Here is a 25673-nt window from a genome sequence, read left to right as displayed (position 1 = left end):
GACTTGGTTCGTGACAGACCCCGTTCGCTACTCCGTTGAAAATGGCATTGCGCAGATCGCGGTGGACAATCCGCCGGTGAATGCCCTGTCGCAGGCCGTGCGGGCCGGGCTCGACGACGCGCTCGCCCGCTTTGCGCAGGACGAAAGCGCCCGCATCGCGGTGCTTTACGGCGTCGGGCGAACCTTCATTGCGGGTGCCGATATCAAGGAGTTCGGCAAGCCGATGGCCGAACCGTTTCTTCCGGACGTGATCAACCGTATCGAGGCCTGCGACAAGCCGGTTATCGCAGCCCTTCATGGCACGGCGCTTGGCGGCGGGCTCGAGGTCGCGCTCGGCTGCCATGCGCGTGTGGCACTGGAAAGCGCCCGCGTCGGGCTTCCGGAAGTGACGCTTGGTATTCTTCCCGGCGCCGGCGGCACCCAGCGGCTGCCGCGCCTCACCGGCGCGAAGGCCGCACTCGATCTGATCACCTCGGGCCGCCATGTCGGTGCGGCCGAGGCCGAAACGCTCGGGATCGTCGATGCGGTATCGCGCGACGACGATGCGCTCAACGCCGGTCTCGCCTTTGCCCGTGCCTATCTCGACAAGGCCCCGGCGCTCAGGCGCACGGGCGAGATCGATCCGGGGGCGAAGGGCGAGGCGCTGTTCGCAGACGTGCGCAAGGCGACGCAGAAGCGCGCGCGCGGGCAGCTCTCGCCGATGGTCGCGATCGACGCGGTGGAGGCGGCCTACGACCTGCCATTCTTTGAGGGGCTTTCGCGCGAGCGGGCGCTCTTTACCGAGCTGATGGCCTCCGACCAGCGCGCCGGGCTGATCCATGCGTTTTTCGCCGAACGTGCGGTTGCCAAGATCCCGGAAGCCGGACAGGCGACGGCACGCCCGCTCCATACGGTCGGCATCATCGGCGGCGGCACCATGGGCAGCGGCATCGCGGTCGCAGCACTTGGAAGCGGTCTCGACGTGACCCTGGTCGAGCGCGACGACGCGAGCGCCGAGCGCGCTCATGCAATGGTGGCGCGTCTCCTTGACGATGGCGTGCGGCGCGGGAAGATGGATGCTTCCAAGCGCGACGGAATTCTGGCCGGTCTTTTCCGGGTTGCGACGGACTACTCGGCGCTTGCGGAGGCCGATCTGGTCATCGAGGCGGTGTTCGAGGACATGGAGGTCAAGAAGGAGGTGTTCCGCAAGCTCGACGCGGTGTGCAAGGACCGCGCGATCCTGGCGACCAACACCTCCTATCTCGATGTCAACGAGATCGCGGCGGCGACGACCCGGCCGCAGGATGTGATCGGGTTTCACTTCTTCTCGCCGGCACATGTCATGCGGTTGCTGGAGGTGGTTGTTGCCGACAAGACCGCCGCCGACGTGGTCGTCACCGGCTTTGCGCTCGCCAAGCGGATGAAGAAGGTCGCGGTGCGCGCCGGCGTGTGCGACGGCTTCATCGGCAACCGGTTGCTGAACACCTATCGCAAGGCTGCCGACTATATGGTCGAGGACGGGGCAAGCCCCTACCGAATCGATGCCGCGCTGGTGGACTTCGGCTTTCCCATGGGTCCTTTCGCGGTCGGCGACCTTGCCGGTCTTGATATCGCCTGGGCCGGCCGCAAGCGGCGCGCGGCAACCAGGGATCCGCGCGAGCGTGTCGTCGGTTTCGCCGACCGGCTGTGCGAGCGCGAGTGGTTCGGCCAGAAGACGGGCCGCGGGTTCTATCGCTACGAGGAAGGTGCACGCCGGGGCACGCCCGACCCGGAGGTGGAGGCGATCATCGCGGCCGAGCGCGAGGCCAAGGGGATCGTGCCGCGCGACTTCAGCGACGCCGAGATCATCCGCCGCTACATGGCCGCGATGATCAACGAGGCGGCGAAGACGGTCGAGGAAGGCATTGCCCTGCGTCCGCTCGACGTCGATGTGACGATGCTGTTCGGCTACGGCTTCCCGCGCTGGCGCGGCGGGCCGATGCATTACGCCGACACGGTGGGCCTGAAAACCATCCTCGCCGATCTTCGCGAGTTCGCGAAGGAAGATGCCTTCTTCTGGGAGCCGGCGCCGTTGCTCGTGCGTCTGGCGGAGGAGGGAAAGACCTTCGCCTCGCTTAACAGCGAGGGGTAAGGGGCGGCTGGCCGGCAGTTTGCGGGCTGGTCTCCCTGAGGCGATGCCCTATGTTCGGCTGATCGCGTCAAGTCGCCGTGCCAGCTCGCCGTGGGCGAGGCGGCTTGGCGGACCGCCCGCCGCCCGTTCCGGACCCGGAAAAGACCCGCATGGATTCGCTTACCCAATTTCTCCTCGGTGCGGCGGTCTCCACCGCCTGCCTCGGCAAGACGCTCGGACCGCGCAAGGCCGCTCTCGTCGGCGGCGTGCTCGGCACCTTGCCGGACCTCGACGTGTTCATTCCCTTCGACGATCCGGTCGACAGTTTCGTGCTGCATCGCGGAGCGACGCATTCGCTGTTCATCCAGGCGCTGGCCGCGCCGGTGATCGGCGAGGCGCTGATGCGGATCTTTCGCGTGCTGCGCGACAAGCGCTGGCTCGTCTGGCTCACCGTCTATCTGTGTCTGTCTACCCACGCGATCATCGATGCGATGACGGTCTACGGGACGCGGCTCTTCTGGCCGCTTTATCCAGATCCGGTGGGGGTCGGATCGGTTTTCATCATTGATCCGCTCTACACGCTGCCGCTTCTCTTTGTGACCGTGTGGGCGCTGTTCAAGCGTGATTGGGGGCGCAGCTTCGCGCGCGGGCTGACGACGGCACTTGTGGTCAGTACGGCCTATCTCGGCCTGTCGGTCATCCTTCAGGGGCATATGGAGGCGCGGGCCAAGGCGGTGTTCGCGCGGGCCGGCGTCGAACCCGACCGGGTCTTCGCCATCGCAGCGCCCTTCACAACGGTCGTCTGGAAGGTCATCGGGCTTGAAGAGGACCGATACCACAATGTCTATCTGTCGCTGCTCGATCCCGACGGGGCGGACACCCCGGTCTACACCCACCCGCGTCGTCCCGATCTCGTCGCCTGCCTGTCCGGCTCCGATGCGTTCGAGAAACTCGTCTGGTTCAGCCGGGGGTTTTTCCGTGCCGAGGAAGCCGACGGCAAGGTGGTGGTCTCGGACCTGCGCATGGGACTGACGCCCGGCTACGCATTCCGCTTTGCCATCGGTGAGCGCACGCTGGACGGCATCGCGTCGATCCCGCCGGAACGGGACATGTCCTATCGCCGCTCCAGCGACGGCGATGGTGCCTGGTTGATGAAACGGCTGGCCGGCGAGCCGGCGCCGCGCGCGGCGGAGCAAACCATGGAAGCGGCGACCGACGCTTCCGTCAAAGCCTGCTAGGAAATCCGTCGGTCCGGGATTGCCAGAACGATCAGGCGGTTGTACCTCGAAAGGACCACGCCTGAAGTGATCCGAGGAACTCCCGCGCATGTCGACTGCGGACACCCCGACGCCCGGTGGCGTCGATAGCGCCTATGCTTGGCTGCGCCTTGGCCTGTCGATGCTGCTCGCCACCGTCGGCGGCGTCGGCATGTGGTCGGTGATCGTCGTGCTTCCCTCGGTGGAAGCCGAGTTCGGGGTCGACCGCGCGGACGCCTCGCTTCCCTATACAGCGACGATGATGGGCTTCGCGCTCGGCAATCTGCTGATCGGCCGCTTCGTCGATCGCTACGGCGTCACCGCACCGCTCGCCATTGCCTCCGCCGCGCTCGGCTCCGGGTTCCTGCTCGCGTCGCAGGCCCAGTCCCTGCTCGTTTTCGCGATCCTGCAGGGCGCACTCATCGGTTTCGGGTCCGCCGCGACCTTCGGCCCGCTGCTCGCCGATGTCTCGCACTGGTTCGCCAAGCGGCGCGGTCTTGCGGTCGCCGCCACCGCGTCGGGCAATTATTTCGCCGGCGCGATCTGGCCGCTGGTGCTTCAGGCGGTGATGCAGGACCATGGCTGGCGCGGCGCCTATCTTTTCGTCGGCACCGTTTGCCTCTGCGTGCTGATCCCGGTCGCCTTCCTGTTGCGCCGTCCGCCGCCGCACATGACATCGCGCGGTCTTGCCCAGCCCGTTCCCGAGGCCCCGCCGGCGCGTCAGATCGCCATGTCGCCGCGTGCCCTGCAGGGGCTTTTGATCATCGCCGGTCTCGGCTGCTGCGTCGCCATGTCGATGCCGCAGGTTCATATCGTCGCCTATTGCGTCGATCTCGGCTATGGCGTGGCGCGGGGCGCGGAAATGCTGTCGCTGATGCTTGCCGGCGGGATCGCCAGCCGGCTGATTTCGGGGGTGCTGGCCGACAAGATCGGCGGCGTTCCGACGCTGCTGATCGGCGCCGTGCTGCAGTGCCTGGCGCTGCTGCTTTACATTCCCTACGACGGACTGGCTTCGCTCTACATGGTGTCGCTGATCTTCGGTCTGTCGCAGGGCGGCATCGTGTCGAGCTATGCAATCGTGGTGCGCGAATATATGCCCGCGCGCGAGGCCGGCCGGCGCGTCGGCATGGTGATCACCGCGACAATCGTCGGCATGGCGCTCGGCGGGTGGATGTCCGGCTGGATCTACGACCTGACGGCGTCCTATCAGGCGGCGTTCCTCAATGGCATCGCCTGGAACCTGCTGAATATCGCGGTCATCTGCCTGGTGATGTGGCGCACCCGCACCCCGCGTCCGGCACTCGCCTGAGACAGATACCCTTCGCGAAAGCCCCTGCTTGCCGGATCAGTCGAGCGGTTGTCCGGCGTGAACGCGTCCGATCAGGGTGAGCGCCTGGCGCTTGCAGTCGCTGTCCAGCATCCAGACGAGGAGTTCGCCGGGAGAGGCGTCGGCAAGCGTGTCCGGACGGTGGGCGAGCGCGAGGTCGCGCAACTCGTCTCCGAGCGAGACCAGCAGCCGGTCGTCGTCTTCGCTCACCGCATTCTCGACCGCCAGCACATGCCTGTCCTTCGCGAAGGCGAGGCCGTCGCGCCGGCCGGAGGCGCTGCGCAGGGTGACGGGGCTGTCCTGCCCGGCATCGCGCCGCCAGAGCTGAAGCGCTCCCGGTTGCACGCAGCGCGGGCCCGAGCTGTCGACGCTGATGTGCCAGATGCCCGGCGGAGGGGGAATGTCGCCCGCACCGGCGCGGGCGGCGCCCAGCACGGTGGAGCGGGCACCCCCTCCCTGCAACAGCCTTGAGAGCTTCTGCAAGGCGCCGTCGTTGCCCTTGGCTGCTGCCGCCGCTTCCAACGGCTGGTCGAGCGGACCGGAATAGGCGCCCTCGAGCGTCAGCATGCGCCCATCCCTGGACATCAGCGTGACCTTGGCGCCGTCCGGCAAGGTGAGCGTCGCGTCGTCTGCAAGGCGCGCTCCCGGCTGGAGCGCGCCGGACGCTCCGCTCGCGGCCAGCACGACGAAATCCGCACGCGCCATGCCGACGGTCAGGGACAGGGCCACAAGCGCAACCGTGGCGCGGAAGGCCGTGCGCGCGGCATGGCGCGGGCGCCTCCCAGAAAGCCGTTTCATGTCCATCTCCTGCGTTTGTCCGGCCCCGATTGCCTATTTCCCGCCAAGGGTGAGTGTCGCGCCTTCCTCGCCCCGCCGCAACCGCTCCAGATGCAGGCGCGCCAGCGGGTCGTCCGGCTTCAGCGCAAGCACCGCTTCGAAGGCAGCCGGCGCTTCCTTGCTGTTTGTCTCGAGAAGCTCGAAGGCGACGGCATAGGCCGCCAGCCAGTCCGCCTGTGCGTCTTCCGTCGGGCGCGGTTCGAAACAGGCGAGCGCGCTGGCGCGTCCCTTGAGCACCAGATTGCCAACCGGGCGCAGGAGGCAGGAGGAGGAGGCCCGCGCGACGGTCTCGCTGACCAGGATCCGCGTGCCGAGATACTTGTTGGCGCCTTCCAGGCGGGCGGCGGTGTTCACCGTGTCGCCGACGCCGGTGTAATCGAAGAAGCGGCGTCCTCCGAAATTGCCGATGACCGCCTCGCCGCGATGCACGCCGATGCGGGTGACGCCAAGCGCGATGCCTTTCTCCTCCAATTGCCGTGCGCGATGTGTTTCGGCAAAGGCATCGAGGGCGAGTGCGAGTGCGAGCGCATGCTCCGTCTGGTCCGGGTCGTTGTCGGGTGCGCCGAAGAAACAGACGACCGCATCGCCGATGACCTTGTCGATGGTGGCGCCATGCTCGGTGATCAGGTCGCACATGCGGTCGAGATAGCCATTGAGCAGGTCGGCGACCTCGTTGGGCGGCAGGCGTTCCGACAGGCTGGTAAAGCCCTCCAGGTCGGTGAAGAGATAGGTGACCTCGCGCTTTTCCCCGCCGAGCGCGAGCTGCAGTCGGCCGCTCGCGATCCGCTCCACCACCGACGGACTGACGTAGCGCGCGAAGGCATGGCGCAGAAAGCTGCGGTCGGCATGATCCGCGCGCCAGCGCGCCAGCGCGACCAGCCCACCGGCGACGAGGGCCGCTAGCGGCGGGGCGATGAGCGGCGGCAGGATGCCGGCGCGGGCAGTCAGCATGCCGGCGACGGCAAGATAGGCGACAAGTGCCAGCGCAAGGCCGAGAACCAGATGCCGGGGTGCGGCGCGGGTGGAAAAGGCGACGGCTGCAAGGATCGCGGCTGCCAGGATCGCGATACCGACCGCCAGGGGGGACAGCGGGCGCAGGCTGAGGCCGGCGAGTGCTTGCGCAAGGATATGCGCGTGAATGACGACGCCGGGCAGGGTGCCGGCGGCAGACCCGTCAAGCGTCGTCATTGGCGTCGGATGGCGGTCGATGGTCGGCAGGTCCGTGCCGATCAGGACGATCTTTCCGGCAAACCAGTCATCGGGAAGCTGTGCGACCAGATGCGCCGGATAGACGGGAAACGGGCTGGCGTCGTTGATGGCACGCGAATAGAGGATCCGCCCCGATGGCATCTCCGGTCCGGCACCTGCAAGGACTGCCGCGAAAGTGGCCATGCCCGGGCGCGCGCCCGGCAGATGCCGCAGGACGCCGTCGATCTCGTCGCGGGCCAGCTTGATCAGTCCGGCGGGGCGGGGGGCGATTGCGCGCGCGACATAGCCGGCCTGGCGGTCTGTCAGCCCGTCGTTGCGGGTTGCCAGCGCCAGCACCACCGGTGTTGCTGATGCATCGAGGGCCTGAAAGAAACGCGCATCCTTTTGCGGATCGCTCGGCTGGTCGATCAGGATATCGAGACCGATGGCGCGCGCGCCGGCTGCGTCCAGCCGTTCGATCAGTCCGGCGAGAAACGCGCGGTCGATGGGCGAGCGATAGGGAAAGCCGGCAAGCGTCTCCTCGGTGATCGCCACCACGACGATTTGATCGGCGACCGCCGTCTCGGGCGAGGGGGCGAATGCCAGCGCCAGATCGCCGGCGCGCGGTTCCAGCCACGGGGCGGCGGCGAGGGCGCTCACTGCCGCGACGAAGACAGCGGCGAGCGCCTGCAGCCGCCGGTGGCGGCTCGCGGGTGCGGGTGTCATCTTTCTAGCCGACCGTCATTTCGGTGCGTCGAAGCGTTTGATCTCGGAGCGGGTTCCGTCCGCATAGGTGAGCTGGACGCTCACATAGTCGGTCGCCTTTGGCACAATGATATGGATCTTCGACCCGGGGCCGGTCTGGGGCACCGCGTGCGGATTCTCCGGATCGCAAGGGCCGGTCTCGAAGGGCGTGTCCGGCGTGTCGCTGTCCACCGCATACATCACGCTGTCGATGGCGCAGCGATAGCTGATCAGATGCGAGAAATAGACGTACATCTGGCCGTCCCAGTCGCGGAAGCTGAGCCAGCCGCTCGACAGGCGTTCCAGAATGTCCTTCTGCCCTGCGACAAGCGCGGTCGCCGGTGTGAAGCTGACGGTGAAGGGGCCCTGCATCTCGTCGCGGATGTCGCGGTAGCGCACGTTGATCTCGGTGTCCCCCACGGTTCCGGGCAGTTCGAAGGCCGGATAGGGGATCTTCTGGCCCGTTGTCGGGTCGAGCGCGCCATTGACAAATCCGGTCGACTTGAACTCCTCGCCGGGAAGCTGGACGAAGATCTCCCGCGCCCGGTCGGCGATGGCGAGCGTCAGCATCCAGCCCTGATTGCTGCGCATGGCGTTGAGCTTCACCGGATTGGCAAGCGCGGCGGTGTTCAGGAAGGACAAGGCCGCAAGGCGTGTCCTGGCGTCCTCGATCTGCTCCGCGGCCATCTGCTGATCCAGATAAAACCTCAGGAAACGTCCGTCCTCGACCCCCTCCATGAAGCGGCTCAGAAGCGCGTGCTCGCGCTTCTTGTCGGTCGTCGACTGTTGACCAAGCCGGGCCTCGCTGAAGTCCTGCGACAGCGCATAATGTGCCGGCGTGAACTCCGGGTTCGCCGTGAGAAAGGCCGTCAGCCGGCGCACGCGTTCCTCGCGCTCGGCGAGCAGGATCTCCGCAAAAAGGGTTGTCGGGTCCTGCCGGCCCTGCGACAGCGCACGGTAGACCTCCCGGGCCCCTTCGCGGCCCTCCTGGATCTTCAAGACGGCCTGGAACCGCAGGTGCGGATCCACCTGGGGCATGCCGAAGGCGAAGTATTTCAGATAGTCCTGCCGCGCCTTGGGGTAGTCGCCGCGGATCTCGCGCAGGCGCGCGTTGCTGTAGAACTCATGCGGCCGGGTCGGATTGTCGACGAGGAGCGAGCGGCTGGCAAGCTGCGCGAAGAGCTTCTCGACCTCGCCGGTGCCGCCCTGTTGCGCCGTTTCCAGCCGGGATCTGGCAAGTGCCGCAAAGGCGCTTTGCGGGAAGCGGTCGAGATAGGCTTGCAGTTGCTCGGGCGCATTGCTGTCCTTGACGTCGTTCCAAAGCTGCAGCTCGATCTGCATGTCCGAGACGGCCGCACCCGTGGCAGCGCCCGGGGCCGTATCGCTGGAGCCGTCGGCGAGGAACACCACGTCGGCGGTCAGCGAGGAGTGGTCCCAGGGGACCTGTTCGCCGCCGGTGGTTTCCACGACGCGCCGGCGCACGGCCTTGAAGACGGCTTCCACCGTGCGGCCGGGCACGAGCATTTCCGCCGCGATGGCCGAGGTGTAGGGGCTGTTGAGGCCGGTGCCGTCGGCGGCCGTGCTGCCCGGCGCGGTGGCGAAGGAGATGAAGCTGCCGCGCGGTGTGCTTTGCAGCAGGGCAAAGCCTTCGCTGCCGGTGCCGATGGAGCGGCTCAGCGCGGTGTTGCGGCAGGCGTCCAGAATGACGATGTTTGCACCGTCATGGGCGGCTTCGACCCGCGACAGCACCCAGTCGACGGAAAGCGCCTCGAATTCGGCATCGACTTCGTCGCGCAGGTCCGCGCCGAGCGGAGCGAGATAGTTTCGCCCGCCGGCCTGGAAACCGTGGCCGGAGTAGTAGACGGCCGCCAGCGCGCCGGGACCGGCCGCGCCGAGTGTTTCGGTGAAATCGCGCACCGCGCGCTTCATGTCGCGCAGGTCGGCGTCCAGTACCAGCGTCACCTCGAAGCCGGCCTTTTCCAGCGTATCGGCGATCAGCGCTGCATCGTTCGCCGGGTTCTTCAGGGCCGACAGGGTGTCGCCCGTGTAGTCGGCGTTGCCGATGACCAGCGCATGTCTGTCCGCGGCAAGGGCGCTCGCCGGGTGCAAGACGCCGAACAGAAGGGTCATGAGCATGGCTGCAAGGCCGGAGATGCGACAGCGGGAGCCGTCGTTTTTCCAGGACTGTGTCATTACGTCAGCTCCCTTGCCGCCCAATGTCTGCGGTATCCTTCACGCAAGGACCGCACTCTTGCCGATTGCAGCCGATCGGGACATTGGCGTCAATCTTTCCGCTCCCGATTGCACATCCCGCGCCCCGGTCCTAGGACTTGGAGGATGGCCCGCGTGCCGGGCGCCAGCAGGATCAGTGTGTCATGGCCGACGGCTTTTCCCCCGTCCACCCCTATCTGGCCGACCAGCGGTTTGCCGCCCTTGCCCATCGCGGCGGCGGGCTGGAGCAGCCGGAAAACAGCCGTGCCGCCTTTGCCACCGTGGCGGCGATGGGCTACCGGTTCATCGAGATCGACGTGCAGGCGAGTTCCGACGGAACGGTCGTCGTCTTTCACGACGACCGGCTGGAGCGCACCACCGACGGGCGCGGCGTGGTCTCCGCGCAGCGCATGCAGGATCTTCAGGGCGTGCGGATTGCGGGCGGCGAGCCTCTGCTAACCCTGGCGGAGGCGCTGGAAGAACAGCCCGAGATGCGCTTCAACATCGATATCAAGACTGATCACGCGCTCGCGCCGACGCTGGACCTGCTTGAGCGGATGAACTGTCTCGACCGGGTTTGTGTTGCATCCTTTTCGGATAGCCGGTTGCGCGCCGCGCGGGCCCGCTTCGGCGAGCGGGTCTGCCTCAGTTCCGGCCCGCGCAGTGTCGCCGTGCTTCGGTTCGGGTCCTGGCGCGCGCCGGTCGGCGTTCCCGATGTCGCCTGCGCGCAGATCCCGTTGTCGCAATACGGCGTGCCGCTGGCGACCGGGGGCTTCCTGCGCCACTGCAATCGCCACGGCATTGCGGTTCACGTGTGGACCATCGACGAGGAGGCGGAGATGCGCCGGCTCATCCGGCTCGGCGTCAACGGCATCGTCACCGACCGGCCGTCGGTGCTCAAGCGTGTGGCGCAGGAAGAAGGCGTGTGGTGAGTGCGCGTGACGCTTGAAACGGCCCGTCGCTTCACCGATATCTGAGCCGCCGGAGCGGCCCGCGTGCCGCTCCCCCAGATTGATCGAGACGTATCCAACAGGAGCCGCGAGCCCGATGACGACCGAAACCAAGACCAAGACGGACGATGCCGCCCCCAAGGCGCATGCCTTCCAGGCCGAGGTGGCCCGTCTTCTGCACCTGATGGTGCATTCCGTCTATTCCAACAAGGACATCTTCCTGCGGGAGCTGATTTCCAACGCGGCGGACGCCTGCGAGCGGCTGCGCCACAGCGCGCTGACCGCGCCCGACCTGATCAAGGACGATCCGGAGTTCGCCATCCGCCTCGAGGTGGATGAGGCGGCCAAGCGTCTTGTCGTTGCCGACAACGGCATCGGCATGACGCAGGAGGAGATGATCGGAAATCTCGGCACCATCGCCCGCTCCGGCACCCGCGCCTTCATGGACAAGCTCGGCGAGGCCAAGGACGGCTCCGCGCTGATCGGGCAGTTCGGCGTCGGCTTCTATTCCGCCTTCATGGTGGCGGATCAGGTGGAGGTCGTGAGCCGGGCGGCCGGCAGCGACGAGGCTTGGCGCTGGAGCTCTGATGGCATGGGCGAGTTCACCGTCGAGCCGGTGGATCTTGCCGAGGCGCCCGCCCGCGGCTCGCGTGTCGTGCTTCATCTGAAGGACGATGCGCTGTCCTATGCGAAGGCGGGCGAAGTCGAGCGGGTCGTTCGGTCCTATTCCGCCCATGTCCCCGTGCCGATCCTGCTCGTCGACCTTGAGGCCAAGGCGGCGGAGGACGCCGCGCCGGAGGCGGCAACGGAAGACGAGGAGAACGCACAGCTGGCAAAGGCTCCGGCCGAACGCCAGCTTGCCGACGGCACGGCGCTCTGGACGAAGTCGAAGTCCGATGTCTCGGCGGAGGAATACAAGGAATTCTATGGCCATGTGTCCGGCCAATACGACGATCCGGCGCTGACGCTGCATTACCGCGCGGAAGGCCGGCACGAGTATTCCGTGCTCATCTTCCTGCCGTCGATGAAACCCTTCGACCTGTTCGATCCCGACCGCAAGGGGCGGGTGAAGCTCTATGTGCGGCGGGTGTTCATTGCAGACGACGTCGATCTGCTGCCGGCCTGGCTGAGGTTTGCGCGCGGCGTGATCGACAGCGCCGATCTGCCGCTCAACCTGTCGCGCGAGATGCTGCAGCACAATCCGGTGCTGGAATCGATCCGCAAGGGTGTGACCAACCGCATCCTGAGCGAGCTGCAGAAGCTGTCCGACAACGATCCCGAGACCTTCCTCAAGATCTGGGAAAATTTCGGCCCGGTGCTGAAGGAAGGCATCTACGAGGACTTCGAGCGCAAGGACAAGCTGCTGGCGCTGGCCCGCTTCCGCTCCAGCAAGGACAAGGGTGAAGGCTGGCGCACGCTTGCCGACTATGTCGCCGACATGAAGGAAAACCAGACGCAGATCTTCTATGCGACCGGGTCGAGCGTCGAGGCGATCGCCTCCAGCCCGCATCTGGAGGGTTTTCGCGCGCGCGGCGTCGAGGTGCTCTATCTCGCCGATCCGGTCGATGCCTTCTGGGTGCAGATGGCTCAAGGGTTTGAAGGAAAGCCGTTCCAGTCGGTCACCCAGGGCGCGGCGGCGCTTGATGCCATCCCCGTCGAAGGCGACGCGGACACGGAGGACAAGGCCAAGGACTCTGATGCCGGCGAGAAGGCCGATATCGGACTGGTCACAGCGTTCCTGAAGGAAACGCTCGGCGAGAGCGTGTCCGACGTGCGCTCGTCCTCAAGGCTTTCGGAGAGCCCCGTGTGTCTGGTCGCGCCCGAGCATGGTCCCGATCGGCAGCTGGAAAAGCTGATGGCCCGCCAGACCGGGGCGGCGTCCGGGGCCTTTGCGCCGGTTCTTGAGTTCAACCCGTCGCATGCCCTTGTGGAGGGCCTGTCCAGGCGTCTGAGCGGCGATGGCGACAAGGGCAAACTCGCCGACATGGCGTGGCTGCTTTTCGATCAGGCGCGGATCCTGGACGGCGACGCCCCGAGCGATACGGCGGCCTTCGCGCGCCGTCTCGGCGAGGTCATGCGCAAGGGCCTCGTCTGATCCGTTTGAGTGACAAAAGGGCGGCTGGCGCGATGCCCGCGTCAGCCGCCGAAGACCACCAGCAGCATCGAGATCACGAGCAGCAACGCCATCGCCACATTGAAGAGGCGGGCATGCAGCGGATCGCGCAGGAAGCGCTTGACCACCGCGCCGAAGGCGAGCCACGGCAGGCAGCCGAAAGCGCCGGCCAGGATGAAGACGGCGGCGAGCGTCGTGGCCTGGGCGAGAACCGGAAGGTCCGGCTGCAGGAACGAGGTGATCGCGCCCGCCGCCACGATCCAGGCCTTCGGGTTGACCCATTGAAACAGCGCCGCGCCCAGGAAACTGCCGCGCCTACCGAGGTCCGGCACGGGTTCGTCGGCCTGTGCAACGGGCGCGGTGGCGATCTTCCAGGCAAGCCAGGCGAGCACCGCGAGGCCGCCGTATCGGATGGTGTCGAGCACCGCGTCCATGGTGAAGACCGTGCGCCCGAGGCCGAAGGCCAGCAGGAAGACCATCGCGGAAAAGCCGAAGACGATGCCGAGCAAGACCGGAAGCCCGCCGCGAATACCGCCGGCGCCGCCGACAGCGGTCAACAGGATGTTGTTCGGGCCGGGGGTTGCCGAGGCCACATAGGCGAAGGTGGCGAAGGCAAAGAGCTGGTCGAAGGGCATGGAGCGGTTCGTTTCGGTTTTCAGGCGATGCGGGCGGGGAAGCCGGCGTTCGACACTCTGGCGATCGGCTTCGGATCATGAGGGCGATGCGTGATGTCGCCGGAAAGGCGATGGCACCGGGCGGGGACCTTTAAGATAAAACGATCCCGCTCAGGACAATCAAGTCTTGAAAATCCGCAGTGTCCACCGTCTGGCGGATTAAAGCCCTCTGCAGCGGACGCTTGCTGTCTGCGTGACAGGGCGCAGCAATTGGCTAAGGTGCTTGCGCCGTGGCGGGGACCGGTGCGCGCGAGGAGGCGGTTGGTGTTTGAACTGAAAGATATCGAGATCCTGCAGGACATCGTGCGCGCCGGCGGGTTTCGCGCTGCGGCACAAAAGTACGGCCTGTCGCAGTCGGCGATCTCCAACCGGGTGCTGGCGCTGGAAAAGCGCCTCGGGATCCAGATCTTCGACCGGGCCCGGCGGCAGGTGCGCCTGACCCCCGTCGGGCGCCGCTTTCTGGAGGAAGCGCATCGGCTGGTCGCGGCGCGCGACCGGCTGGTGCAGGAGGTCACGCGGCCCGGCGGGTTGAGCGGCACCGTGCGCATCGGTGTCGCGGAAACCATCGTTCACACGCTGTTGTCGGATCTTCTGGCGCAGCTCAAGAACGCGCATCCGAAGGTGCGTTTTGAGCTGTCGGTGGACACATCCGGGCAATTGAGCGCGGCTCTTGCCGACGATGAGCTGGATGTCGCCATCCTGCTGCGCGAGAGCGTTCCGCGCGGTGCCGCCTCCGTCGCCCTGACCCCGCTGAAGCTCGGCTGGTACGGAACCCTCGACATGCACCTGCCGGCCGAACCGATGTCGCTGGCGGAGCTGGCCGGCCATACCATCGTCACCTTTCCCAAGGCGACGCCGCCGTTTCGCGAACTTGAGGCTCTGCTCTCCGCGCCGGACCTGCCAGCGCTCGAGCTGCACGGGTCCGCATCGCTCTCGACCGTCATTCACCTGGTCGCGGATGGCTTCGGCATCGGGGTCCTGCCCGAGCGCATGGCGGAGGCCGAACCCTTCGGCAAGCGCATCAAGTCCTTGCCCGTTGTCGATGCGGCGAAGCTCGCAAATCTGCGCTTCATGGTCGCCTATATGCCCGAGCGCAATGCCGAGCTCGGCGCGGCAGTGGCCTCGATCGCTCTGGCCTGCGATCAAAGTGATCGTTTAAATAGATCATAAAAATCTTCAGACGATAACTTGACAAGATCAATTTCGACCGCAATCCTTCACTTGTCATACAAGGGAGGGTATGCGGACCGTGACGGCCACAGCCAAGACACACCTCGAGGCGGCGCTTGACCCGCGGCGGATGTCTCCGGAAGACCTGCGCCGCGCCATTCGCGCAGGCGACGTTCGCAGCCCGACATCCGGCTACGCCGAGGGCGCCCTTCAAGGCAATCTCGCCATTCTGCCGAGCGCGCTTGCGGGGGATTTCCTGCGCTACTGCCAGCGCAACCCCAAGCCCTGTCCGGTGATCGGGATCTCGGAGCCGGGCGATCCGAGGATCCCCGCGCTCGGGCGCGATCTCGACATTCGCACCGACATCGGCGCCTACCGGGTTTTCAAGGCCGATCAGGAGGGATTTGCCCGCGTGTCCGATCTCGAAGAGGTCTGGCGGGACGATCTCGTCTCCTTCGTGCTCGGCTGTTCCTTTTCCTTCGAGGCGGCCATTCTAAGGGCCGGCATTCCGCTTCCGCATATCGCCCGCAAGCAGAATGTTGCGATGTACATCACCTCGATCCAGACCGAGCCGGCCGGACCGTTTTCCGGCCCGATGGTCGTGTCGATGCGCGCCTTCAAGGCCGCTGACGCGATCCAGGCGGTGCTTCTGTCCGATCGCTATCGTCTTGCCCATGGCGCGCCGGTGCATATCGGCGATCCCGCCCAGATCGGCATCGCGGATCTCATGTCCCCCGACTTCGGCGAAGTGCCGACCCTTGAGCCCGGTGATATTCCGGTGTTCTGGGCCTGCGGCGTGACCCCGCAAATGGCGATCCGCGCGGCCCGCCCGGACCTCGCGATCACCCATGAGCCAGGCCACATGCTCGTCACCGATCTATCCGCGGATGCGGCCGAGTTTTCTCTCGGCGGCGCCCGCCAATCGTCGACCTGAAAACCCAGAGGAGAGTTGACATGAAATATGCCCTAACCCGCATCGCAGCCGCATCGGCGGTATCCCTGCTGGCGCTCGCGCCGGTCGCGGCCGAGGAGATTTCCGTGGTGGGTAGCTGGAGCGGCCTGCCGCTGCACAAGCAGTTCGAGGCGCCGTTCTGGACCGAGACGCTTCCCGAGGCGTCCGGCGGTGACATTACCGTGCAGCTGACCACCCACGACCAGATGGGCATCAAGGGCGGCGACGTCTTCCGCATGCTGGGCGACGGCGTGTTCGACGTCGGTATGACGGTCGCCGACTACGCCGTGGGCGATGCGCCGGAGCTGGAAGGGCTCGATGTGCCGCTGCTCGCGACGACCGCGGAAGAGGCCAAGGCGATGGTGGACGCCGCCCGCCCGATGGTGGAGGAAATCTTCGCGAACCGCTTCAACGCCAAGCTGCTCGCCATCGCGCCCTATCCGCCGCAGGTCGTCTTCTGCAAGGGCGAGCTGTCGTCGCTTGCCGATCTTGAAGGCAAGAAGATCCGCGGATCCGGCCGCATGACGACGAAGTTCCTGGAGGCGCTGGGCGCCGAAGGCGTCAACGTCGGCTTCTCGGAAGTGCCGGGCGCGCTGGAGCGTGGTGTGATCGATTGCGCCGTGACCGGCTCCGGTTCGGGCTATTCCGCCGGCTGGTGGGAAGTCACCGACACGCTGATGACGCTGCCGCTCGGCGGCTGGGATGCCGTCGTGACGGCGATGAACATGGACCGCTGGAATAGCCTGTCGGATGAGACCAAGACCCTGATCCAGGATAAGGTCGCCACGAAGTTCGAAGCCCCGGCGTGGGATGTGGCGGCAGGCTCGCTGGAGAGCGACATCGCCTGCCTGACCGGCAACGGCGACTGCGCCGCCGGCGATCCGGCATCGCTGAAGCTCGTCGAGCCGAGCGAGGCGGACATCGCGGCTGCCCGTGCCATTCTCACCGATACGGTTCTGCCTGAGTGGGCGCAGCGCGCGGGCGACGACTGGGCCAAGCGCTGGAACGACAGCGTCGGCCAGGTTGTCGGCGTGTCGATCCCGCTGAACTGATGAGAAGGAACCCGGCGGAGACCGAGATATGATCGATACAATTGCAACGGCCCTGCGCCGTCTCAATAAGATGATCGCACTGGTCCTTGGAGTGGTGCTTCTCGTCACCGCCGGGTTCATCATTGTCGACATCACCATGCGCCAGTTCGCCCGCTCGCTGGGCGGATCCGACGAGATCTCCGGCTATGTCATGGCCGGCGTGGCGAGCTGGGGCCTCTCCTATGCGCTCACCGAGCTTGCCCATGTGCGTATCGACCTGATCCGCCACAAGCTTCGCGCCGGCGGCAAGGCGCTGATGGACCTTTTCGCGATCACCGTCCTGGCCGCGACCGTCAGCATCATCGCCTTCCAGGCCTGGCCGGTTCTGGAAAAATCGATCACGCGGTCGTCGCGGGCGAACACGCCGCTGGAAACGCCCCTGTGGATCCCGCAGGTCGTGTGGTTCTCCGGCTGGGTCTGGTTCGCGGTCTCGGCCTGCGTGCTGGTCGCATTGACCTGCGCGCTTCTGCTGCGCCGAGACTTTTCCAAGGTGGAAGCCCTTGTCGGGCCGGGATCTGAAGTGGAGACCGAGTAATGATCTGGAGCGTCGCGGTCGCGCTGCTTGGGCTCTTGTCCCTCTCCATTCCCGTCGGCATCGTGTTGTTCCTGCTCGGGTTCGGCATCGACCAGTTCTTCTCCGCCTTTCCGCTGATGCGCGGCTTGGGGCAGGTGGTCTGGTCCGCCTCCAATCACGCCACGCTGATCGCCATTCCCTTTTTCGTGCTGTTGGGCGAAATCCTGGTGCGCGGCGGGGTGGCGGAAAAGACCTATGCCTCGCTCGACAAATGGTTCTCATGGCTGCCGGGCGGGCTGATCCACGCCAACATCGGCACGGCGACGATGTTTTCGGCGACGTCGGGATCGTCGGTGGCAACCGCCGCGACGGTCGCCACCGTCGCCATGCCGCAGGCGGAACGGCTCGGCTATGATCCGCGGCTCTTCTCCGGGGCGATTGCCGCAGGCGGAACGCTGGGCATTTTGATCCCGCCGTCGATCAACCTGATCGTCTACGGCTTTCTGACCCAGACCTCGATCCCGCGGCTTTTCCTCGCCGGACTGCTGCCGGGACTGATGATGGCGCTGGCCTTCATCGTGATCACAGCCATCCTGTGCAAGATCAAGCCCTCGCTCGGTGGCGAAAGCCGCAGCTTCGGCTGGGGCGAGCGTTTCGCCAGCCTGCTGCAGCTCATTCCGATCATCATTCTCTTCACCGTGGTGATCGGCACGATCTACGCCGGCTGGGCGACGCCGACGGAATCGGCAGCCGTGGGTGTGGCGATCGCGCTTGCCATCGCCGCCGCGCATGGCGGTGTGTCGATGCGCATGATGCGCGACAGCCTGCTCGGCACCATCGGCATCACCGCGATGATCATGCTGGTGATCACCGGCGCCTATTTCCTCAATTTCACGCTGGCCTCGGCGGGGCTTGGACGGGAGTTGCAGGCGATGCTCACAGGCCTGGACCTGCCGCCCGTCGGCACGCTCCTCGTCGTGATCCTGCTCTACATCGTGCTCGGGTTCTTCATCGAGACGCTGTCGCTGATGGTGGCGACCATTCCCATCGTCGTGCCCGTGGTCATCGGCCTTGGATACGATCCGGTCTGGTTCGGCATCCTGATGATCGTGCTGGTGGAAATGGCGCTGATCACGCCGCCGGTGGGGCTGAACCTCTATGTCGTTCAAGGCGCGCGCAAATCCGGCACCCTGTCGGAGGTGATGGTCGGGACCATTCCCTATGTGCTGGTGATGCTGGCGATGGTGGCACTGCTCGTCCTCGTGCCGGATGTCGCCCTCTTCCTTCCGAACAGTCTTTAAAAAGGGTCTGAAATGGAATTCTTTCTCGACGATGGCGTCATTTCCATCGACGTTCGCGATCTCACCGTTGCCGGCTGGACGGGACGCGATCCGGAGGCGATCCGCCATCACATCGACGAGCTTGCCGCGCTTGGCGTGGCGCCGCCGTCCACCGTGCCGCTCTATTATCGCTGCGCGGCCGCCCAGCTGACCCAGGCGGCCGAAATCGAGGTCGTCGGGGAGGGCACGTCGGGCGAGGTCGAACCCTTCATCGTGTCTCATGCCGGCGAATACTATCTCGGCCTTGCCTCCGATCACACCGACCGCGAGCTGGAAGCGCATTCGGTCGCGCTGTCCAAGCAGATCTGCGCCAAGCCGGTCGCGCGCGATCTGTGGCGCCTGTCCGAGGTCGCCGGGCGGCTGGAAAGCCTCGAGCTGCGCTCCTGGATCCAGGAAACGCCGGACGCGGAGTGGACCCTCTATCAGGAGGGGAGCATCGCCTCGATCCGGCCACTGCAGGAGCTGATCGACGGTGCGGGGCTTGCGTCTTCCGCCCGGGGGGCCGCTGCTGTCTTGTGCGGAACCTTCGGCGCCATCGGCGGAGTGCGCCCGGCTGCCGCCTTCCGGATGGAGCTGCGCGATCCCGAGCTTGATCGCACCATCGCGCACCGCTACCAGATCAGGACACTGCCGATCATATCCTGATCGGCGTTCGTTTGACATGGGCGCGCGGTCGCCCGACCGGAGGGGACATGGGAGAGATAGTCAACAAGGCCGAAGCCGCGATTGCTCGGGTGGAGGCGATGGGCGAGGCCGCGGGCAAGCTGTTCACGCAGTTCGATCCGGAGCGGATCCGCAGGGACGCAAGCGGGGCGGAAGCCCGTGTTGCCGCCGCCGACCGGCCCTTGCCGCTCGCAGGCCTTCTGGTCAGCGTCAAGGATTTGTACGACGAGGCGGGCCAGCGCACGACTGCAGCCTCCCGCCTCCTGCGCGACCGGGAGCCGGCAACCGCTGACTGTCCGGTTGTGCAACGGATCAAAGATGCCGGCGGCGTTCCCTTCGCCCGAACGACGATGAGCGAGCTCGCCTATTCCGGCGTCGGGCTTAATCCGCACTACGGAACGCCGGCCAATGTGTTCGACGACGAGGGCATCCCGGGCGGGTCCACCTCCGGCGGTGCCGTGAGCGTGGGGCTCGGCCTTGCCGATGTCGCGCTTGGAACGGATACGGGCGGGTCGGTGCGCATTCCGGCCGCCATCAACGGTCTTTACGGTCACAAGCCGAGCCAGGACGCGGTGCCGCTCCAGGGCGTGCATCCGCTGGCGGGTTCCTTCGATTCCTGCGGTCCGCTGGCCCGCAATTTCGCCACCATGCTCGCCGCCTTTGCGGTGATGAGCGCGACACCCGCCGAGGCGGTCGAGGCGGCATCGGGTCCGCTGCGGCTTGCGGTGCCCAAAGGCGCCTTCACCAACGATCTCGATGGCTGGTCGAGTGGTCACTTCGAGGCGGCGAAGGCGCGGATTGAGGACAGCGGCCACACGCTTGTCGAACTGGACCTGACCTTCCTGCACGAAGCGCTCGGTCTCAATCGCCTGCTGGTTTCGGCGGAAGCGCATGAGGTTTACAAGGACGACCTGGATCAGTTGGCTGTGATCGGCGATCCGCGCGTGCTGGCGCGCATCCGCATCAGCGAGGCGTCCTCGGCCGAAGAGATTGCCGAGGCCTATGCGCAGCGCCGGGCGGTGATTGCCCGCCTTGCCGAGGCGCTGTCCGGCTTCGATGCGCTGATCGCGCCGACCCTGCAGATCCTTCCGCCGACGATCCGCGAGGCCGAAGCCGACTTCGACCGGGTCAATGCGGCGATGCTGCGCAACACGTCGCTGCTCAATCTGGCCGATGCCTGCGCCATGACCATGCCGACGCGCACGACCGGCACCGGACGTCCCGGAGCGCTGATGATCGGCGGCGCGAAAGGACAGGACACGCGTGTCCTCAGCGTCGGTGCGCGCCTCGACCGCGACCTGAACGGCTGACGTGCGCCGCGTGCCGCGGCCTCAGGGGCGCGGCACGCCGAAACGGGCGTCGCGGGTAGGATCGACCGGGGTCTGCGCCATGTCGAGGTGCAGGCCTTCCCCTTCGTAGGGATGGGCGCGGGCGACCTCCTCATCGAGCTCCACGCCCAGGCCGGGCGCCGTCGGCGTCACCACGTAGCCGTTTTCCCAGACAATCGGCGTCTTGAGCAGCCGGGTGTGAAAACCGTCGAAGGTTCCGATGCTTTCCAGGATCAGGAAGTTGGGCGAACAGGCGGCAAGCTGGATATTGGCGGCGGCCACAATCGGCCCGCAGTAGAGGTGCGGCGCGATCTGGGCGTGGAAGGCCTCCGCCATGCCGGCGATCTTCTTCGCCTCCAGCAGTCCACCGACCCGACCGAGGTTCATCTGCAGGATGGAGGCGGCGCCGCTCGTCAGCACGCGCGCAAACTCCCATTTGGTGCAAAGTCGTTCGCCGGTTGCCACGGGAATGGATGTTCCGCGCGCCACCTTCGCCATTTCCTCCGGTGCATCCGGCGGCACGGGTTCCTCAAGCCACAGCGGATCATGGGCCTCCAGCCGCCGCGCCAGGCGCAGCGCCCCCGAGGCGGTGAATTGGCCGTGCGTTCCAAACAGCAGGTCCGCCCGGGTGCCGACCGCCTCGCGCACCTTGCGACAGAGGGCGTCGCACCGCTCAAGCGCGTCCAGATCCGGCTGGCGGCCGTCGTAGACGGAATAGGGGCCGGCGGGATCGAATTTTACGGCGGTGAAACCCTGCGCGACATAGCGTTCTGCTGTTTCCGCCGCCCGGTCCGCATCATGGTAGAAGGTCGCCGGATCCTCGCCTTGCGAGGGATAGAGATAGGTGTAGCTGCGCAGGCGCTCATGCACCCGGCCGCCCAACAGCGCATGCACGGGTTTGTCGACCGCCTTGCCGACGATGTCCCACATCGCCATCTCTAGCCCGGAGACCACCCCCGCCATCGACGGATCGGGGCGCTGTGAAAAGCCCGAGCCGTAGGCGCGGCGAAAGAAGGCCTCGCAACGAAACGGATCGGCGCCGTCGAGATAGCGGGCAAAAAGGTCCAGCGCCATCTGTTCCACGACGAAAGGCGAAAACGCCGCCGTATAGATCTCGCCGTAGCCGACGATCCCGCAGGCGGTCGCCAGCTTGACGAAGACGAAGTAGCGCCCGCCGAAGCCCGGTGGCGGATTGCCGACGACGAAGGTCTCGAGTGCGGCAAGTTTCATCCGGGGCTCCTTCAGCTTGCGGACGCTTTCAGGTCCAGCGGACCTTGGCGCCCAGTTCCGTGAGCTTTTCGACGAAGCGCGGATGGGCGCGGCGGATCGGATCGGCGTTCTTGATCAGCGACTGGCCTTCCACCTGGATCGCGGCCAGGAACAGCCCGAGCACCACGCGGATGATGTAGGGCGCTTCCACCACCGCCGGGCGCAAGGAGTTGCCGCCGAAGACGATCAGCCGGTGCGGGTCGGATAGGTGCACACGTGCGCCGAACTTGGCGAGTTCGGAGCTCCAGCCCAGCGCGCCTTCGTAGATCTTGTTCCAGAACATGATCTCCGAATTGCAGCCGACCGCAACGCCGATGGCCTGGGGCAGGAGATCGGCCGGGAAATAGGGCCAGGGCGCGGCCTCGATCTTCGGCAGCATCTCGCGGGTGTAGGGGCGCTGCACCTCGCGCGTCCAGCCGGTCACGGTGATCGCGCCGTCTTCCACCTCGAACTGCAGACCGAGCTTGGAAAGCTGACGCAGGATCAGCGTCATGTGTTCGGTCACGTCGGTCTTGACGGTCAGCCGGCCGCCGGTGACGCCACCGATCGCCAGGAAGGTCGCGACCTCATGGTGATCGTCGGGAACGCGCGCGCGGGTGCCGGAGAGCTTCTCCACGCCGGTGATCGTCAGCCGCGAAGTGCCGAGGCCGTCGATCCGCGCGCCCATGTCGGTGAGCATCCGGCACAATGCCTGCACATGCGGCTCGGAGGCGGCATTCATCAGGACGGAGGTGCCCCTGGCGGTGGCCGCCATCATGGCGAAGGTCTCGGTCGCGGTGACGGAGGCATAGTCGGCCCAGATCTCCTGGCCTTCGAGCGTGCCGTCGCGGCGGATGTCATAGGGTTGCGTCGCAACGATCCGGCTGCCGAACTGCTCGAGGATTTCCAGATGCGGATCGATCTCGCGCAGGCCCAGCGCGCAGCCCTTTGCATCCGTGTCGAAGCGCAAGGTGCCGGTGCGCACCATCACCGGCGCCAGCAAAAGCACGGCGGAGCGGATGCCGAGCGGCAGTTCTGCCTTTGCGTCGCGAAAGGCCGCGAAATCGTGACGAATGGTCAGCGTCGCGCCGTCGTCGGCGCGGGCCACCGTGGAGCCCATGCGCTCGAAATAGGCGAGGATCTTTTCCACGTCGCTGATTTCGGGAACGTTTTCCAGCGTCACCGGCTCGTCGGTGAGCAATGTGGCGCACAACATGGGAAGGACGGCGTTCTTGTTTCCCGACGGGCTGACCGTGCCCGCAATCGGATGTCCGCCGTCGACGAAAAGATCGGCCATGTGACGCGTGTCTCCAAATGATCCCGGTGATTCCTGCTCGACGCGCATGTCGGCAAGGCTAGTCCTGCGTCCGTTTCCTAATGGAGATTTCCGCCAACGGCAAACGGCCGTTGTCGGGCAAGGGTGTGGCGGACCGGGGGCACGCCGCCGCCCGGTCGCACGTCCCGCACCCGCTGGGCTATACGGCCTTGCGCGCGCCGCCGTCCATGCGTTCGTCGGAGACGATCTGTCCCGCTTCCATCCGGATCAGCCGGTCGCATTGCGCGAAGCGGTGTTCGTCGTGGGTCACGGCGAGGACGAGATGGCCGTCGCGGGCCATCTGCGGCACCAGAATGTCATAGAAGAGCGCGCGGCGGACCGGATCCTGATCGGCCGCGAATTCGTCCAGCACGATGATCGGGCGCTTTTCGGCGAGCGCCACCGAAAGTGCCAGCCGCCGCTTCTGGCCCGACGACAGCGCCAGCGTGGAAAACTTCTCGTCGGTCACCGAAACGCGGTGGGCGAGGTCCAGATCGGCCAGATGGCCCGGGATGGCGGCCCGTTCGTCCGCGCTCAGGCCATAGAGCCGCGAAAACAGGTGGAACTCGCTGAACACCGCGCTGAACAGACTGCGGTAGCGGGCAAGGTCCCTGTCGCCGACCGGCTGGCCGTCGAGCAGGATCTGGCCCCCGTCCGGCTGGCGCAGACCGGTGAGCAATGAAATCAGCGTCGACTTGCCGGCGCCGTTGCCGCCGCAGATGAACACGACTTCGCCCGGCACCAGTGTCAGGTCGAGCGGGCCGACCGTGAAGGTCTCGTCGTCGCCCGAGGTGCTGGTGCTCGTCAGGATCGTGGTTGCGCCCTTGAGCTCGATGCGACGGAAGGATGCGGGACCGGCCGTCCGGTCGAGCGTCGCCGGATCTTCCGTCTCGCGGATGAGATCGCGTTCCAGCCCGTCGATCAGCCGCTTGGCAACGGTTGCGCGCGAAAAGGAGGAGAGATTGCCCATTACCGTCTCGATCGGCCCGTAGGTCAGGAGCACGACGGTGAGGATCTGCAGGACGGTGGCGGTTTCGGTTCCCGCCAGCAGCGGAAGGCCGACGACAATGGCGCAGAGCAGTCCCATCATCGCCCCCTGGGCAAAGACCTGGCCGAGGCTGTAGTAGCGTTCCGCCACGAGCTTCAGCGCGCGCTCGCGCAGGGAGATGTCGACGATGTCGTTCTGCAGCTCGTCCTTGCGGGCTTCGCGCAGGCGCAATTCCTTGTAGCCGCGCAGCACGTCGTTGATCCGGTCGAAGAACTGCCATTCGATGCGCGACGCGGCTTCCGCGCTGGCCTGGGCCGGCCCCTGCGCGAGAAGATAGCCGAGCCCGCCGACGATGACGGCCGCAAGCGTCGCCGCGCCGCTCGGCCACGACAGGTAGAAGAGATAGGGAATGCAGAAGGCGATCAGCAGGCAGGCCTCGAGCGATTCGATGAAATTGGTCGAGGCGCTGGAGATCTGGTTCACCTCATGGGTGACGATGGAATAGACCTTGCCCTGATCGCGGGTCGCCAGATAGTCCGCGCGCGCATCCAGCAGGCGGCGGCTCAGCCGGGTCCGCATCCGCCGCTTGGTGGTTTCGACGAGCTTGAACGAATTGACCCGGGCGAGATGCGAGAAGGTCAGCGTCGAGATCACCGTGACGGCGAGCAGCGCGACATTGCCGAATGCGATGGCCGCCCCGCCGGCGATCGCGTTGATGGCGAAAATCATTCCCGACCGGGTGAAGCTTGCAAGGATCGCGTAGGCGAGCACCGGCGAGCGCAGCAGGTTGCCGTCCCGGATCAGGAAGGAAAACAGCAGGAAGAGATTGCCCGCCGCCGATTTCGTGTCTTTCGCAGCGCTCACGCGTTGCTCCCCTGATTACGCGTTGCCTCGCGCGCGCCTCAATGGAGAGCCGCAACGCGCGTTTTCGCAAGCCCGTCTCCCAGCGGCCTTGTCGAGGACGAAGCCCGTGCCCGGTCGTCTCCGCCGTCGGTTCGTCGTCGGGTGGCATCCCGGGAGCCCGCCTTGCAGCAAAACGGTGCGGCCTTCTCGTACCCTTCCCTTGGCGCGCGGGCAAGCATTGGCGGCATGTGCGCGCGTGGACCGGCGGCGGGAGCGGGCGTGGCGACAGGCGTCTTGCCATCCCCGCCCCCAGCGATTGGCGCCGCGGCGCTGGCCGGACCGGGAGCGGGCCTGACACGCCGAGAGGCCGGTGTGGCGGACGCGGCGCCGTCCCTGCCGAGGGGGCTCTGGGCACGCGCGGGCGACGGCGTTTCCGCAGGCCCCGTCCATCCGTCCCATGCCTTCCGTCCGGGGCGGACCGCGGATGAAAGGCCCCGGTCTGGGGAGAACGCCCGGCAAACGCATCAGGTGGCTTGACAGTTCGCCGCGCCGGCGACTATATGCGGCTCACATCCGCGCGGGAGCCATTTCCGCGGCACGGACGGCGGAGTAGCTCAGCCGGTTAGAGCAGCGGAATCATAATCCGCGTGTCGGGGGTTCGAGTCCCTCCTCCGCTACCACTTTCCAATATGTCCGATCCGGAGACATGGGTCACGGTTTGTACCGGAGACATGGGTTACAACCTCGTGCCGAACGGGTTGTCGATTGTTTGTAGTGTTCTCTGCTCCAGGTCGATGTATCCCAGATCATAGCTCATGAAGCTGATCAGCCA

At 66.3% G+C, this 25673-nt stretch carries 19 protein-coding genes and 1 tRNA gene; 13 read left to right on the top strand and 7 right to left on the bottom strand.

The features are described 5' to 3' along the window. The first annotated feature begins 10 nt into the window (after window positions 1-10). From LC092_RS15555 to LC092_RS15545, 3 genes are all read left to right on the top strand, one after another. The gene (locus tag LC092_RS15555; protein WP_224808079.1) at window positions 11-2110 is read left to right on the top strand and encodes a 3-hydroxyacyl-CoA dehydrogenase NAD-binding domain-containing protein; all 2100 of its coding nucleotides are present in this window, start codon (window positions 11-13) and stop codon (window positions 2108-2110) included. 149 nt (window positions 2111-2259) lie between these two features. Further along, window positions 2260-3327, top strand: coding sequence for a metal-dependent hydrolase (locus LC092_RS15550; protein ID WP_224808078.1), 1068 nt, complete (start codon window positions 2260-2262; stop codon window positions 3325-3327). 88 nt (window positions 3328-3415) lie between these two features. Continuing rightward, window positions 3416-4654 (top strand): MFS transporter, encoded by a 1239-nt coding sequence (locus LC092_RS15545; protein ID WP_224808076.1) that lies wholly within the window; start codon window positions 3416-3418, stop codon window positions 4652-4654. Between the two features lie 36 nt (window positions 4655-4690). On the opposite strand, the gene LC092_RS15540 is transcribed toward LC092_RS15545, so the two are convergent. Genes LC092_RS15540 through LC092_RS15530 form a run of 3 tightly spaced genes read right to left on the bottom strand, consistent with a single transcriptional unit; the run spans window position 4691 to window position 9634 of the window. Then, the gene (locus LC092_RS15540) at window positions 4691-5470 is read right to left on the bottom strand and encodes a hypothetical protein (protein WP_224808074.1); all 780 of its coding nucleotides are present in this window, start codon (window positions 5468-5470) and stop codon (window positions 4691-4693) included. 33 nt (window positions 5471-5503) lie between these two features. Further along, window positions 5504-7423: an adenylate/guanylate cyclase domain-containing protein gene (locus LC092_RS15535; protein WP_224808072.1), complete on the bottom strand. Its 1920-nt coding sequence runs from the start codon at window positions 7421-7423 to the stop codon at window positions 5504-5506. A 15-nt stretch (window positions 7424-7438) separates the two neighbouring features. Then, the gene (locus LC092_RS15530; protein ID WP_224808070.1) at window positions 7439-9634 is read right to left on the bottom strand and encodes a caspase family protein; all 2196 of its coding nucleotides are present in this window, start codon (window positions 9632-9634) and stop codon (window positions 7439-7441) included. 182 nt (window positions 9635-9816) lie between these two features. Here LC092_RS15530 and LC092_RS15525 point away from each other — a divergent pair, with 182 nt between their 5' ends. Both LC092_RS15525 and htpG read left to right on the top strand, forming a co-directional pair. Further along, a complete protein-coding gene (locus LC092_RS15525) occupies window positions 9817-10584 on the top strand; it encodes a glycerophosphodiester phosphodiesterase family protein (protein ID WP_224808068.1) in 768 nt (255 codons plus the stop codon). Window positions 10585-10699: 115 nt separating this feature from the next. After that, window positions 10700-12697 (top strand): molecular chaperone HtpG, encoded by a 1998-nt coding sequence (htpG, locus tag LC092_RS15520; protein ID WP_224808066.1) that lies wholly within the window; start codon window positions 10700-10702, stop codon window positions 12695-12697. 41 nt (window positions 12698-12738) lie between these two features. On the opposite strand, the gene LC092_RS15515 is transcribed toward htpG, so the two are convergent. Next, window positions 12739-13350, bottom strand: a complete 612-nt coding sequence (locus tag LC092_RS15515) for a LysE family translocator (RefSeq protein WP_224808064.1) — start codon at window positions 13348-13350, stop codon at window positions 12739-12741. Between the two features lie 303 nt (window positions 13351-13653). On the opposite strand from LC092_RS15515, the gene LC092_RS15510 reads away from it, so the two are divergent. The 7 genes from LC092_RS15510 to LC092_RS15480 all read left to right on the top strand — a co-directional run bounded on the left by LC092_RS15510 (window position 13654) and on the right by LC092_RS15480 (window position 20429). Continuing rightward, on the top strand, window positions 13654-14559 hold the full coding sequence (locus LC092_RS15510) for a LysR family transcriptional regulator (RefSeq protein ID WP_224808062.1): 906 nt from the start codon (window positions 13654-13656) through the stop codon (window positions 14557-14559). A gap of 130 nt (window positions 14560-14689) precedes the next feature. Beyond that, on the top strand, window positions 14690-15493 hold the full coding sequence (locus tag LC092_RS15505; protein WP_224808184.1) for a putative hydro-lyase: 804 nt from the start codon (window positions 14690-14692) through the stop codon (window positions 15491-15493). Between the two features lie 20 nt (window positions 15494-15513). Next, the gene (locus tag LC092_RS15500) at window positions 15514-16563 is read left to right on the top strand and encodes a TRAP transporter substrate-binding protein (RefSeq protein WP_224808061.1); all 1050 of its coding nucleotides are present in this window, start codon (window positions 15514-15516) and stop codon (window positions 16561-16563) included. Between the two features lie 28 nt (window positions 16564-16591). After that, window positions 16592-17137, top strand: coding sequence for a TRAP transporter small permease subunit (locus tag LC092_RS15495; protein WP_224808059.1), 546 nt, complete (start codon window positions 16592-16594; stop codon window positions 17135-17137). Next, on the top strand, window positions 17137-18417 hold the full coding sequence (locus LC092_RS15490; protein WP_224808057.1) for a TRAP transporter large permease: 1281 nt from the start codon (window positions 17137-17139) through the stop codon (window positions 18415-18417). Before LC092_RS15495 ends, LC092_RS15490 begins: the two co-directional genes overlap by 1 nt. A 12-nt stretch (window positions 18418-18429) precedes the next feature. Continuing rightward, window positions 18430-19101, top strand: a complete 672-nt coding sequence (locus LC092_RS15485; protein WP_224808055.1) for a DUF2848 domain-containing protein — start codon at window positions 18430-18432, stop codon at window positions 19099-19101. A gap of 47 nt (window positions 19102-19148) precedes the next feature. Next, window positions 19149-20429 (top strand): amidase family protein, encoded by a 1281-nt coding sequence (locus LC092_RS15480; RefSeq protein WP_224808054.1) that lies wholly within the window; start codon window positions 19149-19151, stop codon window positions 20427-20429. A 21-nt stretch (window positions 20430-20450) separates the two neighbouring features. On the opposite strand, the gene LC092_RS15475 is transcribed toward LC092_RS15480, so the two are convergent. The 3 genes from LC092_RS15475 to LC092_RS15465 form a co-directional block, all read right to left on the bottom strand. Further along, a complete protein-coding gene (locus tag LC092_RS15475) occupies window positions 20451-21677 on the bottom strand; it encodes a mandelate racemase/muconate lactonizing enzyme family protein (protein ID WP_224808053.1) in 1227 nt (408 codons plus the stop codon). A 28-nt stretch (window positions 21678-21705) separates the two neighbouring features. Continuing rightward, entirely contained in the window at window positions 21706-22992 is a 1287-nt protein-coding gene (locus LC092_RS15470) for a UDP-N-acetylglucosamine 1-carboxyvinyltransferase (RefSeq protein ID WP_224808052.1), read from the bottom strand. 178 nt (window positions 22993-23170) lie between these two features. Further along, a complete protein-coding gene (locus LC092_RS15465) occupies window positions 23171-24862 on the bottom strand; it encodes a cyclic peptide export ABC transporter (protein WP_224808051.1) in 1692 nt (563 codons plus the stop codon). A 582-nt stretch (window positions 24863-25444) separates the two neighbouring features. Here LC092_RS15465 and LC092_RS15460 point away from each other — a divergent pair. Further along, a tRNA-Met gene (locus LC092_RS15460) sits at window positions 25445-25521 on the top strand. Window positions 25522-25673 lie beyond the last annotated feature (152 nt).

It is taken from the genome of Stappia stellulata (assembly GCF_020176715.1).
Taxonomy (GTDB): domain Bacteria; phylum Pseudomonadota; class Alphaproteobacteria; order Rhizobiales; family Stappiaceae; genus Stappia.
This window is presented reverse-complemented; position numbering and strand designations above follow the sequence as displayed.